Origin of the sequence: Pseudomonas sp. UBT (assembly GCF_050915955.1) — a bacterium.
Taxonomy (GTDB): domain Bacteria; phylum Pseudomonadota; class Gammaproteobacteria; order Pseudomonadales; family Pseudomonadaceae; genus Aquipseudomonas; species Aquipseudomonas antarctica_A.
Map to the genome: position 1 here is coordinate 4546571 of NZ_CP168079.1, position 13662 is coordinate 4560232.

Sequence of the window (13662 nt, forward strand, 5' to 3'; positions counted from 1 at the left end):
CATCAGCCCGTCGGCACTAGGGGGTTTGAGGGGTAAAGCCTTGAAGTGGCGAGCCGAACGGCACACCGCTATCGGGATCGATCGCATACCATTTTTCCTGCTCCCTGATGGCCTTCAGCGTTACCTGGTTAACCGTACCCTGTATGGGCGTCACCGGCTTGGCGTTCGCCTTCTTGAGCATCTCGGATACGGTGGGAGCAGCATCATTGGCAAAGCGAGCCTTTGCGAAAAGATCAACAGGTACGTACACCCCCATCCCGATCCCGACGGGAACGCCCTTGCGCGCACGTCTTAGAAAATCTCCCAGTCGACTCGGCTGGTTCGGCAGACCAAAGAAGCCTTCACTCGGATTAAATATCCCACGCAGCAATGCAGTGCCTTCCTTGAGTACAGAGACACGAAATGCCTGCTTGTTCAGCCGTGATGCAAACCTGATCGCGTTCCATGCTTTGCGGGTGGCCTGTAATCCTCCCGCGCCAATAAACAGCAACGTATCAATTGCCAAGCCTTTCAAGCCGTCTTTGATATTGCCCTCATAGATGTCAACCAATGGGCCGATGAACGAAATCATCGACACCAGCGCGCGACCATTTTCTTTGCTCATCAGACGATTGACGTAGCCCCGAACGTTATCTTCGCTGGGCAGCACTGCATTCGCATGATCAATGAATGCCTGGCGATGCCCGCTATAGTTGCCTATGTAATTACCCGAAAGTATAACGTCGATAATCGCCTGGCTTTTGGCGGAGCCAAAGGTGTCAGGCACCCACTCATTGCGGTTGTCACCCGACCCTTTCGACGCAGCCCCCGCCATGGAAGCCCCTACTTTGGAAATGATCACCTTCGACGAGGTATTGTTACGAGGCGCCTCCCCCGTGAGGTATGCGTTGAAATCAAAAGGTGCTTGAGTGCCCCGCAAATACCGAAGTGTCTTCGTGCCACTTCGCCATCTGGGCACGGTCTCTTCTTCGATGACACCCTCATTCAGGCTCAATCTTTTCCCCGCCAAACTGGCCGTGCGATCAATAACCGTCCCGGACGTGGGGAAAAACTCAAGCAACCGATTTTTTCCCTCGTATTTGATGACCAGCAACACCCCGTGCCAACCCCGATTCTCGGCGACTTTACTTCCCCTGCCGGCGTCTTCGGGCTGCGTCTCACCGGTTTCCCGACGCAGCCTATAGACCTGGACCTCGCCCCATTCCATAGCCTGCCGAACGTCAAGCGGCAAGTCTGCAAGACTCATCTTCATGAGTGAGGGCATCGCCCCTTTGACATTACTCAGATAGTGATCGACTGCACCCCCGACCTGATCGGCAATAGGAGGAAGTGTCTTTATCCGGGCGTCAAATTGCGCTTGTGTAATCCGAGGATGACTGAAGGAAAACCAATGCTGATGCAGATCCCCCGTTGCATACGCCTCAACCAACGTCGGCCACTTCGTATTAATGCCGACACCTGAGAGGCTGCGTTGAGTGGCGGGCTTTCTCACTGTGATTGTTTCTATCTCACTGTCAGTCAACTCCGGGAACGCTTGTTTCAGCGCCTTGATTGCGAGGCTGCTACGGGTGGGCGGTGCCGTCCCCAGGGTGACTATGGATTGCTCGACCGCCTCGGAACGACGAGTAATGCCGTCAGAAGCCAACTGATAATCGCCGGGCGTATAGTTACCGTCGCTACGCCGGGGCACAGTACCGGTCATGATTCCCACATCGAGCACCCGCTTTGCACCCAGCGCTATAGCCAGGGCTTGCTGTTGCGGCTGGACGGCTTCCAGGGTGGTCAGTGCTCCAAGCTCATTCAGGCTCATGCCGCGACTGGCTCCAGCACCGCCCCACACTTCGGCCAATGCACTGCCCAGGCTAACCGTCATCCACGCAGGGCTGCCTACACGTATTTTGTCTGGAGACTGACGTAGCGGCTCAGGGAGCTTTGTTGACTCCTGCTGGTCAGGTTTCACCAGAAACTCCGGGGCGGCGTGTGCCAGGAACAGATGAGCCACCAACGGCGCAGCACGTGCGCTCACGCCTTTTTTCTCGATTAAGTGTTTTTCAAAGTCTTTGCGTACAGCCCGCATTTCACGACCCATATTGGCCGGAGTGTAAAATTGATAACCGGCGGCGCTTCCCTGGGCGGCGGGAACATTAGGCTCGACACTGAGCATGATGGCGGCGGTCAGCAGACTTTTGCGTTGCGCGGCATCGATATCGTCATCACCCTCCCCCTTATACCAACCCAACGCCTGGGCGAGTTCCCGACCCCACTGCTGGGCCTGCGGGGTGTTGAGTAGTTCGTCCCAGATCGGGTCTGCCCTGGCTGCTGTTTCCTGCGGGTCGACTTGCGTCACGATCTGACGCCCCCATGCGAGCCCTATGGTATTGGCGCCATACTTCTGATTCGTCGCCAGCGAAATCAACGTAGTTTTGTCGCTCGCCGACAAGGTGCCCGCAGCCCATGCCTGGGGCAGCAACTTCGCATAATTGCCGACAGGCGCAGTCGGTGGGAAGTGGGTGCGCAACCATTGAGCGGCGGCGCGAGCCTGCCCTGCGGTATCGAGTGCACCCAGGCCCATCGACCTCGCGACCTGCCGCAGATCGTGGCGATCGTCTGAGTAGAGCGCGTTACCCGTCTGCTCGCTCAACACGACAACCGCCGCTAATGCGTCTTTCAACGGCTGGCTCCAACGATCACTGACAGGTACATCCAGCCACTGATTCAGGGTCGGTTGCAGCACTTGCAGGTGGCCTTCGCTGATACGAACCGTCTGGTCCGGCAAGGTTTGCCCCAGATCCGCCAGAACACCCTGCATCTCAGGCAGTGCAACCAGCTCGGCCAGGCGCCTGCGGGCCTCACCATCAGGTTTCAACGGGTTTGTTCGAGAGACCTCAAACTCGGTACCCGATAACGATAATGGCCTACTGTCCGCAACGCCCAGCGCCGTGCGTTCCAGCGCGTCGGCGAGGTTTTCTCGATCATCGAGCTCATTGATAACACGCTTTGACCATTCAGACCGGAGTGGGTAATTGCGTGTTTCCGCTGCAGACAACGCAGGCCAGCCTGCCTCCAGGCTTGTCACAAGCGCATTCGCTTGCTCGGCGGTATGTGGCGGACTGACGCCATAAAACAAGCTCGCCACATTCCGCGAAATTTGCTGGCTGTTGATAGACACATAAGGCACACCCTGGTGCGTGGGGTCTAACGCCTCAAGCGCGTGCATCACACGCGCCGATACCTGCCACCAACCGGAGGTGTCTTGCAGGGTGTATGCCTGATGAGAGGTCACGCCATTATGGGTAACAAGGCCCGATACAGCGTTTTTGCCGATCGTCACCGAGCCCAGGGAAAAACCCTTGCCCCTCAACCAGGCTAAAACCTCGGGCTGATTCAGCACCCGCTTGTAGATGTCGAACGGCTGAGAAATCAGCGACCGCACGGGCACGGTCACCAGCGCATCCGGCACACTGCCCATCTGCGCAATCAACTGCGCCTGAAGGGTTTCATCTGCATCGGCGGAGTGAGAGTGCGCACCCGCCAACAGGCCCAGCGTGTTGCGCGCAGGTTTGTCAGGCGTCTGCACAAGCGCGCGTTTCTCGCGCCGTACAGCGACAGGGTCGGTACCCTCGGAAGGTTGCCCGAATCGCCCGGGCGATCTCAGGCCTCCACGTGTTTCGATGGGCGCGAACACGGGCAATTGTTTTTGATCGCCTTCCGGTGCAGGCGGCGCAAAACCGCCCAGGCTTTGGCGTGCAGGTTGGGGAGACTCGGAGGATGAAGCGAATGTGAAAGGTGAATTATCCGCGGGCGATGAGCGCCCACTTTGAGAATTGGCGTACGGGATAAGGGAAATTGGCATAATCAATCCTCTGCAACAGAGCCACTGAAAAGTGTCCTCGTCCTAAGAACCGTTGCAGCCAAACTAGGAAAAAAAACCCGCCCCCTCTATAAGAGAATTCTGATCCTCCCATTAAAAAATCCAGGCAACCGAAGCCCCCTCACCGTTCTTTATATTTCTCAGGCCTGCCCCCACATTTGGATGGGGGGATAGCGCCAGATAATCCTTAAGCAAACGAGCGGATGCGCGCCGCCAACTGCGCCAATTCGGCATCATCTGCCCGCACGAAATCGTGGGACGAGATATAGCCCTCATAGGCCTCAAAAAATTTATCCACTTTGGAACTGATGGGCTTGAATGCGCTGTCCTGACCCGTGCCATGCATGGGGAACAGCTTCGCGTGCAGATGATCCACGCCGTACCCTTCCAGCATCATCCCCGTGCGCGCCACGTCAGGAAACGCCCGATCAATCTGCAGCGCGGTTTTCTTCGCCGCCACGACTAAATCAGCCAGCACGGCATCTGACTGCGCAAACGCATAGCTGCCGTAATGCTGCTTGGGGATCACCACACTGAAACCCGGCGTGTTGGGGAAAATCGACAAGAACGCCATATGGTGTTCGTCCTCCCACAGAATGTGGGCGGGAGAGGTCCTTCGGACAATGCTGCAAAAAATACAATCCATCTTGGATATCCACCGGTTTCTTCATGAGTTTGGTCGTCGCCGCCCTATAAAACCATGATTCGGCGGGCGTCAAAAAATGTATTTCCACAAAGTTCCTCGACAAAAGCCGCCTAAGCGTTATGAATCGCCAGCAAAGGCGGTGCGACGGTTGAGCAGTTGGCGAGTATTGCGGGCTTTGGGATACGGGCGGTTGGTGCAAAACTGTAGAGGACTATGTGTTCAAGGAGATTTACTTTTAATGGATATCAAATGCTCCGTCTTCATCGCGGCCAGCGTCGACGGTTTCATCGCTCGGGCAGACGGTGATATCGAGTGGCTGCACCGGCCAGAGTACGAAACCGCGCAGTTGAATGGCCTGACCTACGACAGTTTTATCGCCACGGTCGATGCGCTGGTGATGGGCCGCAAAACCCTGGAAAAAGTCGTGTCCTTCCCGGAGTGGCCCTATAAAGGCACGCCTGTCATCGCCCTCTCGCACCAATCATTAGCGCTACCCGCCCATGTGCAGGGCAAGGTTGAGGTGATGTCGGCGGACGTCACCACCCTCGTCAAACAGTTAGCCGAGCGCAACATGAAACACCTGTATATCGATGGGGGCCAAACGATCCAGGCGTTTCTTGAAGCAGGCCTGATCGACGAGTTGATCATCACCCGTATTCCGGTTCTGTTGGGCAAAGGGGTTCCCCTGTTCAGCCAGATCGGCAGTGAGCGTGAACTGCGCCATGTCGGCACGTATGTGTCGCAGAATGGGTTTGTTCAGAGTACGTATCGGGTCGTTGAAGCAACCTGACGCTCCTATAGCGATGCGGTTAACCGCCATGCCAACACTCGGAAGTTTCCGACAGCTTTTTAGGGTTACCCCTCGGAAGATGGCTGCCTAATCTTCCGGGGTCGCTGCAAATTCAGCGACCGGGTTTCACAGCCCGGTTAAACGCTAGACGCACAGCGTCCACCTCAAGATAGCGGGCGCTTTTTTATGCCTGATGTTATGGCGGCTGTGCGCGGGATACCTTCGGGTATGCCGGGTGCCTAGAGTCCCGGTCTGCGAACCTGCGTACAGCTGCCACCCGATTATCGTTTCGCAGCGATGGGTGGTGACGCCAATACTCTAGGCGCTTCGCCATGATTAAAGACAGTCCAAACCCGCCGTCAGATTCAACCGCGTTTCACGCTGCTGCTCATCGAGCAATTAACCATTATCTGAATCCTTCCGAGAAACCAGAGCCGTCTGCTGAAAGCCCTGGTGTGTTTACCGTGCGCGAAGGATTAGACGTCGAGACGCTGCTGGTCAATGCTTCGGAGAATCTTGCGTCAGTTCAAGCGCTGGCAAGCCATTTGGCGTTTGAGGTAGACGGCAATCCCCGCAGCGTGGTGCTCGGAATTTGCCGGATGCTGGAGGGAATCCAGTTGATGGTGGAAAAAATACTCAGCCTCAATTCCAGCCCAACGCTGGGATAAATTCAACAACAGCGGGCATGCAGAGCGAGCACGGTAAAATGTGGGAGCGGGCTTGCTCGCGAAGACGGAGTGTCAGTTGATACATCTTTAACTGATCCACCGCATTCGCGAGCAAGCCCGCTCCGACATTTGGGTTGAGTAGGTCGCTGAAATAACACCGGCAAAAAAAACGCCCCGAACCAGTCGGGGCGTTTTTTATTCAGCGTTTACCGATCAGGCCTGATCGGCCAACCGCCACGTTGTCCCGCCCTTGCCGTCTTCCAACACCACACCCATCGCGGTCAGTTGGTCACGGATACGGTCGGATTCCGCCCAGTCTTTATTAGCTCGGGCAGCCAAACGCGCCTGAATCAACGCGTCCACTTCAGCCGCATCCACACGCCCTTCGGCGCCGGCTTGCAGGAAGTCGTCGGCTTCCATCTGCAGAACACCCAGCACGCTGGCCAGCTCTTTCAGGCGCGCAGCAAGCCCTGCCGCCGCGTCGAGATCAGTCTCGCGCAGGCGGTTGATCTCCCGCACCATCTCAAACAACACCGCGCAGGCTTCCGGCGTGCCGAAGTCGTCGTTCATGACTTCGGTAAACCGTGCCACGAATGCTTCACCGCCGGCAGGCGCCACGGCTGGCAGGCCTTTCAACGCGTGGTAGAAACGCTCCAGGGCGCCTTTGGCGTCCTTGAGGTTGTCTTCCGAATAGTTGATGGCGCTGCGGTAGTGGCTGGACACCAGCAAATAACGCACAACCTCAGGAGGGTACTTTTCCAGCACGTCGCGAATGGTGAAGAAGTTGTTCAAGGACTTGGACATCTTCTCGCCATTGATGCGGATCATGCCGCAGTGCATCCAGGCGTTGGCGTAGGTCTTGCCGGTAGCCGCTTCGCTTTGGGCGATTTCGTTTTCGTGGTGCGGGAACTCGAGGTCACTGCCGCCGCCATGAATGTCGAAGGTCTCGCCCAGGCAGCAGGTGGACATCACCGAGCATTCGATGTGCCAGCCCGGACGCCCGGCGCCCCATGGCGACTCCCAGCTCGGCTCGCCGGGCTTGGTGCCTTTCCACAGCACGAAGTCGAGCGGGTCTTGCTTGGCTTCGTCGACTTCGATGCGCGCGCCGATGCGCAGGTCTTCGATTTTCTTGCGCGACAGCTTGCCGTAGCCCATGAACTTGGCGACGCGGTAGTACACGTCGCCATTGCCCGGGGCGTAGGCGTAACCCTTGTCGATCAGGGTCTGGATCATCGCGTGCATGCCGGGGATGTGGTCCGTGGCGCGCGGTTCCATGTCCGGCTTGAGGATGTTGAGGCGCGCCTCGTCCTCATGCATGGCAGCGATCATGCGCTCGGTCAGCGCGTCGAACGACTCGCCGTTTTCGTTGGCGCGGTTGATGATCTTGTCGTCGATGTCCGTGATGTTGCGCACATACGTCAAGTCATAGCCGCTGAAACGCAACCAGCGCGTCACCAGGTCGAAGGCAACCATGCTGCGGCCGTGGCCGATGTGGCAGTAGTCGTACACGGTCATGCCGCACACGTACATGCGCACCTTGTTGCCATCCAGCGGCTTGAAGACTTCTTTGGTTTTGCTGAGTGTGTTGTAGATCGTTAGCACGACGTATCCCTTAAGACTTGATCACTGGCCCCACGAATCACGCAAGGTCACGGTACGGTTGAATACCGGAGCACCGGGTTTCGAGTCCTTGATATCCGCGCAGAAGTAACCTTCGCGCTCGAACTGGAAACGGTCTTCCGGCTGTGCGTCGCCAAGCGATGGCTCGGCACGACAACCTGTAAGCACTTGCAGCGAGTCAGGGTTGATGTTGTCGAGGAAACTCGCGCTGTCTTCGGCCTTCTCAGGGTTGGCCGAACGGAACAGGCGATCGTACAGGCGCACTTCGCATTCGATGCTCGCAGCGGCCGGCACCCAGTGCACGACGCCTTTGACCTTGCGGCCTTCCGGGTTCTTGCCCAGGGTGTCCGGGTCGTAGGAGCAACGCAGTTCGACGATGTTGCCATCGGCGTCCTTGATGGCTTCGTCGGCACGGATCACGTAGCTGCCGCGCAGGCGCACTTCGCCGTTCGGCTCCAGGCGCTTGTAGCCTTTTGGCGGCTCTTCCATGAAGTCATCACGGTCGATGTAGATTTCGCGAGCGAACGGCAGCTTGCGCACGCCCAGCTCTTCTTTCTGCGGGTGACGCGGCAGCTCGAGGTGGTCGACCTTGTCTTCCGGGTAGTTGGTGATCACGACTTTCAACGGACGCAGCACGCACATGGCGCGCGGCGCGTTCGCGTCCAGATCCTGACGGATGCTGAACTCAAGCATGCCGTAATCGACCACACCGTCAGAACGGTTGGTGCCGACCATGTCGCAGAAATTGCGGATCGACGCCGGGGTGTAGCCACGACGACGGAAACCCGAAAGGGTCGACATGCGCGGGTCGTCCCAGCCATGCACGTGCTTTTCATCGACCAGTTGCTTGAGCTTGCGCTTGCTGGTGATGGTGTAGTTCAGGTTCAGGCGGCTGAATTCGTACTGACGCGGGTGCGCCGGTACCGGCAGGCTGTCGAGGAACCATTCGTACAGTGGACGGTGGCTTTCGAACTCCAGGGTGCAAATGGAGTGGGTGATGCCTTCGATGGCGTCCGACTGGCCGTGGGTGAAGTCGTAGTTCGGGTAGATGCACCACTTGTCACCGGTCTGGTGATGGTGGGCATGGCGAATGCGGTACATGATCGGGTCGCGCAGGTTCATGTTCGGCGAGGCCATGTCGATCTTGGCGCGCAGCACGCGGGCGCCGTCCGGGAACTCACCGGCGCGCATGCGGTTGAACCAGTCCAGGTTCTCTTCCACCGAACGGTCGCGGAACGGGCTGTTCTTGCCAGGCTCGGTCAGGCTGCCACGGTATTCCTTGGCTTGCTCGGGGGTCAGGTCGTCAACGTAGGCCTTGCCAGCCTTGATCAACTCGACGGCCCAGTCGAACAACTGGTCGAAATACTTGGATGCATAGCGCACTTCACCGGACCATTCGAAGCCCAGCCACTTGATGTCGCTTTCGATGGCGTCGATGTATTCCTGGTCTTCCTTGGCCGGGTTGGTGTCGTCGAAACGCAGGTGCGTGACGCCACCGAACTCCTGGGCCAGGCCGAAGTTCACACAAATCGACTTGGCGTGACCGATGTGCAGGTAGCCGTTGGGCTCTGGCGGGAAACGGGTGACGATCTGCGTATGCTTGCCCGAATCCAGGTCCGCCTGGATGATCGGGCGCAGGAAATTGACCGGGACGGCAGGTCCGGCCTTGGAATTCGAGGTAGGGTCGACAGTGGGCTTGCTCATAGGATCCTTGAACAGACAGGTTCGTGGCCAGGTGGGGCCAGATAAAACAAAGGGCTCATAATAGCCGAAGCAGTCAAGACACTGACAGGCTGGGACCAAAAACTGCTGTTTAATTCCTCTTTTAATGACCGGGGCGATAAAAAACCACCTCGAAATTCCCGCCGGGCACGCTAAACTGCGCGCCTTGGCCCTCGTTTAGCCAGACAGGTAAGACGCCCCGGCGTCCAAACCCACGAATTCCCTGAAAAGAGTAGTGAACATGACTCAAGTCAAACTGACCACCAACCACGGTGACATCGTCATCGAGCTGAACGCCGAGAAAGCGCCGATCACCGTCGCCAACTTCATCGAATACGTTAAAGCCGGCCACTACGAAAACACCGTTTTCCACCGTGTCATCGGCAACTTCATGGTCCAGGGCGGCGGTTTCGAGCCCGGCATGAAAGAAAAGAAAGACAAGCGCCCAAGCATCCAGAACGAAGCAGACAACGGCCTCTCCAACGACAAGTACACCGTCGCCATGGCCCGTACCATGGAGCCACATTCGGCCTCCGCGCAGTTCTTCATCAACGTGGCCGACAACGCCTTCCTGAATCACAGCGGCAAGAACGTGCAGGGTTGGGGTTACGCGGTATTCGGTAAAGTGACCGAAGGCCAGGACGTCGTCGACAAGATCAAAGGCGTGCAAACCACCGGTAAAGCCGGTCACCAGGATGTTCCGGTAGAAGACGTAATCGTCGAGAAAGCCGAGATCGTTGGGTGATATTGCTGATTTCAGATTTGCATCTGGAAGAGGAGCGCCCGGACATCACCCGGGCGTTTCTGGATTTGCTCCACGGCCGCGCCCGTGGCGCCCAGGCGTTGTACATTCTGGGGGACTTCTTTGAAGCCTGGATTGGCGACGATGGGATGACTCCGTTCCAGCGCTCGATTTGCGAGGCTCTGCGTGAGCTGAGCGACAGTGGCACCCCGATTTTTATCATGCATGGCAACCGGGACTTCCTGATCGGCAAGGCATTCTGCAAAGCGGCAGGCGCCACCTTGCTCAAGGACCCCAGTGTCGTGCAGTTCTATGGCGAGCCTGTGCTGTTGATGCACGGCGACAGCCTCTGCACCCGCGACGTCGGCTATATGAAGCTGCGGCGCATCCTGCGTAATCCGATTGTGCTGTTTATCCTGCGCCACCTGCCCTTGCGTACCCGGCACAAGCTTGCCCGCAAGCTGCGCAGCGAGAGCAGCGCCCAGGTACGCATGAAAGCCAACGACATTGTCGATGTGACGCCCGAGGAAGTGCCGCGGGTGATGCAGCAGTTCGGCGTGCGCACCCTGGTCCACGGCCATACGCACCGCCCGGCCATTCATAAGTTGCAGATTGGTGACCAGGCGGCCAAGCGCATCGTGCTGGGGGATTGGGACAAGCAGGGCTGGGCCTTGCAGGTGGATGAGCAAGGGTTTCAGTTGGCGGCGTTTGACTTCGTCAATCCGCAACTGGCGTTGCCCAGCGCATAACTCAAGCACAACCCCAATCAAATGTGGGAGCTGGCTTGCCTGCAATGCAGACAACTCGGTACATCAATACTCCGAGGTGATGCTATCGCAGGCAAGCCAGCTCCCACATTGATTGAGTACACCCGTTAGTGGCCGGAAGCCTCCGGCCCTGCCTTCGCCGCAAACGGCGGTTTCGCCAGCCACACAATCACGATCAAGCCCATGAACATCCACCCCAGCAACGTGAAGTAATCCACGGTGGACATCATGTACGCCTGGCTGGTGAGGATCTGGTCCAACTGCGCATACGCCTTATGCCCTGCCCCGCCAAGCGCCTGCAGCGCATCGCGGGTCGCCGAGTCATAGGTGGTCATGTTCTCGCTCATGTACGCATGGTGCTGATCCGCGCGGCGAATCCAGATCCAGGTGGTCAGCGATGCCGCAAAACTGCCGCCCAGGGTCCGCAGGAACGTCGCAAGGCCCGCGCCATCGGCGATTTGTGCCGGCGGCAAATCGGACATCAAGATGCTCAAGGTCGGCATAAAGAACAGTGCCACACCAATACCCATGAACAGTTGCACCAGGGCGATGTGCTGGAAGTCCACCTCATTGGTGAAGCCCGCGCGCATAAAGCAGCTCAAGCCAATCGCCAGAAATGCCAGGCCGGCCAGCAAGCGCAGGTCGAACTTGTGCGCGTATTTGCCCACAAACGGCGACATCAGTACCGGCAGAATCCCGATCGGCGCCACCGCCAGACCTGCCCAGGTAGCGGTGTAGCCCATTTGGGTTTGCAGCCATTGGGGCAGGATCAGGTTGATCCCAAAGAACCCGGCATACCCCAGCACCAACACAATGGTGCCGATGCGGAAGTTGCGGTAGGCAAACAGCCGCAGGTTGACCACCGGGTGTTTGTCGGTGAGTTCCCAGATGACGAACACCGCCAGGGCGACGGCCGAGATCGCCGCACCGATGATGATGAAGTTGGACTCGAACCAGTCCAGGTCGTTGCCCTTGTCGAGGATGATCTGCAAGGCGCCGACACCGACGATCAAGCTCAGCAACCCGACATAATCCATCGGCTGGTAGCTGGTCACCACCGGACGCTTCTTCAGTTGCGAACGCACCACCATCACCGCAAAGATGCCGATGGGCACGTTGATAAAGAAAATCCAGGGCCAGCTGTAGCTGTCAGTGATCCAGCCGCCGAGGATTGGCCCGGCAATCGGCGCCACCACCGTGACCATCGCCAATAACGCCAGGGCCATGCCGCGCCTGGCTGGCGGGTAGACCGCAATCAGCAAGGTTTGGGTCATCGGGTACAACGGCCCCGCGACCAGGCCTTGCAGCACCCGAAAACCAATCAGCTCGGGCATCGAAGTGGAAATACCACAGAGGAACGACGCCAGCACAAAGAGGATGGTCGCCCACAAAAACAGCTTCACCTCGCCAAAGCGCCGGCTCAGCCAGCCGGTGAGCGGCAAGGCAATCGCGTTGCTCACCGCAAACGAAGTGATCACCCAGGTGCCCTGCTCCGAGCTCACACCCAGGTTGCCGGAGATGGTCGGCAACGCCACGTTGGCGATGGTGGTGTCGAGCACCTGCATAAAGGTCGCCAGCGACAGGCCAATAGTGGCCATCAACAGGCTGGGTGGCGTGAAGGAGGCGTTATTGCTCATCAGCGTTGCACAGCCTTGGGTGCGGCGAGGCTGTTGTCATGGATCAGTTGGCTGATCATGGCGTCGGCTTCGGCCAGTTGGCGGTCATACACGTTGGTGGTGAACGAGGCCTTTTGCGGCGCCTGTTGCGCCAGTACCGGGCCGCTCGTATCGTGCAGGTCCACATTGACCACGGTGCTCAGGCCCACCCGCAGCGGGTGCTGGGCCAGCTCATCGGCGTTGATATGGATACGCACGGGCACCCGCTGCACGATCTTGATCCAGTTACCGGTGGCGTTTTGCGCCGGCAGCAGGGCGAACGCGCTGCCGGTACCGGCGCCCAGGCTATCCACGGTGCCGCTGAACTTCACGTCACTGCCGTAGATGTCGGACTCGATGTCCACCGGCTGCCCAATACGCATATCGCGCAGTTGGGTTTCCTTGAAGTTGGCGTCGATCCACAGTTGGTTCAGCGGGATCACCGCCATCAACGCAGTCCCCGGCTGCACGCGCTGGCCCAGTTGCACGGTGCGCTTGGCAACGTAGCCGGTGACGGGGGCGATCAAGGTGCTGCGAGCGTTGGTCAGGTAAGCCTGACGCAACTGCGCGGCGGCGGCCTGCACGTCCGGGTGGGACGAAATCACCGTGTCATCCACCAGCGCGCTGCTGGTCTTGAACTGTTGCTGCACGTTGGCCAGGGCATTTTGCGCCGAGGTCAGGTCGTCACGCGCATGGGACAGTTCTTCCTGGGAAATCGCGCCGCCGGCAGCCAGATTCTTACGGCGATTGTAGTTGTCCTGAGCCTTTTGCACGTTGGCCTGCTGGGCCAGCACTTGGGCTTTCATGCCGTCGACATTGCTGTAGAGACCACGCACCTGACGCACGGTGCGCGCCAGGTTGGCCTGCGCACTTTGCAGGCCGACAGCGGCGTCATTCGGGTCAAAATTGATCAGCACCTGGCCCTCGTGGACCAGGTCGCCATCGTCGGCGCCGATGCTGACTACCGTGCCGGTGACCAGCGGGGTGATTTCCACCACGTTGCCGTTCACGTAGGCGTCGTCGGTGCTTTCGTTGAAGCGACCGTAGAACTCATACCAACCCCACACGCCCAGCACGCCGAGGATGACGATCAGCGCCAGGCCGATCAGCATGATTTTGCGTTTGCGTGGGTTGTTATCCGGTTTTTCAGTGACGTTGTTGCTGTCGGCAGTGGCCATGAC

At 58.4% G+C, this 13662-nt stretch carries 10 protein-coding genes; 4 read left to right on the plus strand and 6 right to left on the minus strand.

The genetic code is table 11. The annotated features are described in order from the left end of the window. Positions 1 to 16: 16 nt before the first annotated feature. Positions 17 to 3577, minus strand: coding sequence for a hypothetical protein (locus tag ACDZ94_RS20990; protein ID WP_432750750.1), 3561 nt, complete (start codon positions 3575 to 3577; stop codon positions 17 to 19). 481 nt (positions 3578 to 4058) lie between these two features. After that, positions 4059 to 4517: an HIT family protein gene (locus ACDZ94_RS20995; protein WP_064452959.1), complete on the minus strand. Its 459-nt coding sequence runs from the start codon at positions 4515 to 4517 to the stop codon at positions 4059 to 4061. A gap of 238 nt (positions 4518 to 4755) precedes the next feature. On the opposite strand from ACDZ94_RS20995, the gene ACDZ94_RS21000 reads away from it, so the two are divergent. Together ACDZ94_RS21000 and ACDZ94_RS21005 are read left to right on the plus strand one after the other, a co-directional pair. Beyond that, complete coding sequence (locus ACDZ94_RS21000; RefSeq protein WP_432750751.1) at positions 4756 to 5307, plus strand: dihydrofolate reductase family protein; 552 nt, start codon at positions 4756 to 4758, stop codon at positions 5305 to 5307. A 332-nt stretch (positions 5308 to 5639) separates the two neighbouring features. Beyond that, positions 5640 to 5975: a DUF6124 family protein gene (locus ACDZ94_RS21005; protein ID WP_432750752.1), complete on the plus strand. Its 336-nt coding sequence runs from the start codon at positions 5640 to 5642 to the stop codon at positions 5973 to 5975. A gap of 213 nt (positions 5976 to 6188) precedes the next feature. On the opposite strand, the gene cysS is transcribed toward ACDZ94_RS21005, so the two are convergent. Together cysS and ACDZ94_RS21015 are read right to left on the minus strand one after the other, a co-directional pair. Continuing rightward, the gene (gene cysS, locus ACDZ94_RS21010) at positions 6189 to 7577 is read right to left on the minus strand and encodes a cysteine--tRNA ligase (protein ID WP_064452962.1); all 1389 of its coding nucleotides are present in this window, start codon (positions 7575 to 7577) and stop codon (positions 6189 to 6191) included. A 21-nt stretch (positions 7578 to 7598) separates the two neighbouring features. After that, positions 7599 to 9299: a glutamine--tRNA ligase/YqeY domain fusion protein gene (locus tag ACDZ94_RS21015; protein WP_432750753.1), complete on the minus strand. Its 1701-nt coding sequence runs from the start codon at positions 9297 to 9299 to the stop codon at positions 7599 to 7601. A 259-nt stretch (positions 9300 to 9558) separates the two neighbouring features. Between ACDZ94_RS21015 and ACDZ94_RS21020 the strand changes: the two genes are divergently transcribed. Further along, the gene (locus ACDZ94_RS21020; RefSeq protein ID WP_043205556.1) at positions 9559 to 10062 is read left to right on the plus strand and encodes a peptidylprolyl isomerase; all 504 of its coding nucleotides are present in this window, start codon (positions 9559 to 9561) and stop codon (positions 10060 to 10062) included. After that, entirely contained in the window at positions 10059 to 10808 is a 750-nt protein-coding gene (lpxH, locus tag ACDZ94_RS21025) for a UDP-2,3-diacylglucosamine diphosphatase (RefSeq protein ID WP_432750754.1), read from the plus strand. The genes ACDZ94_RS21020 and lpxH overlap by 4 nt, the downstream gene beginning before the upstream one ends. 125 nt (positions 10809 to 10933) lie before the next feature. On the opposite strand, the gene ACDZ94_RS21030 is transcribed toward lpxH, so the two are convergent. Together ACDZ94_RS21030 and ACDZ94_RS21035 are read right to left on the minus strand one after the other, a co-directional pair. Next, the gene (locus ACDZ94_RS21030) at positions 10934 to 12463 is read right to left on the minus strand and encodes a DHA2 family efflux MFS transporter permease subunit (RefSeq protein WP_064452965.1); all 1530 of its coding nucleotides are present in this window, start codon (positions 12461 to 12463) and stop codon (positions 10934 to 10936) included. Then, on the minus strand, positions 12463 to 13659 hold the full coding sequence (locus tag ACDZ94_RS21035) for an efflux RND transporter periplasmic adaptor subunit (RefSeq protein ID WP_064452966.1): 1197 nt from the start codon (positions 13657 to 13659) through the stop codon (positions 12463 to 12465). Before ACDZ94_RS21035 ends, ACDZ94_RS21030 begins: the two co-directional genes overlap by 1 nt. Positions 13660 to 13662: the final 3 nt, after the last annotated feature.

Bases quoted from the DNA above. Each gene is read 5' to 3' on its own strand.
- ACDZ94_RS21000 (WP_432750751.1), top strand. From the start codon at position 4,756: ATGGATATCAAATGCTCCGTCTTCATCGCGGCCAGCGTCGACGGTTTC.
- ACDZ94_RS21030 (WP_064452965.1), bottom strand. From the start codon at position 12,463: ATGAGCAATAACGCCTCCTTCACGCCACCCAGCCTGTTGATGGCCACT.
- ACDZ94_RS20995 (WP_064452959.1), bottom strand. From the start codon at position 4,517: ATGGATTGTATTTTTTGCAGCATTGTCCGAAGGACCTCTCCCGCCCAC.
- ACDZ94_RS21020 (WP_043205556.1), top strand. From the start codon at position 9,559: ATGACTCAAGTCAAACTGACCACCAACCACGGTGACATCGTCATCGAG.
- ACDZ94_RS21035 (WP_064452966.1), bottom strand. From the start codon at position 13,659: ATGGCCACTGCCGACAGCAACAACGTCACTGAAAAACCGGATAACAAC.
- ACDZ94_RS21015 (WP_432750753.1), bottom strand. From the start codon at position 9,299: ATGAGCAAGCCCACTGTCGACCCTACCTCGAATTCCAAGGCCGGACCT.
- ACDZ94_RS21005 (WP_432750752.1), top strand. From the start codon at position 5,640: ATGATTAAAGACAGTCCAAACCCGCCGTCAGATTCAACCGCGTTTCAC.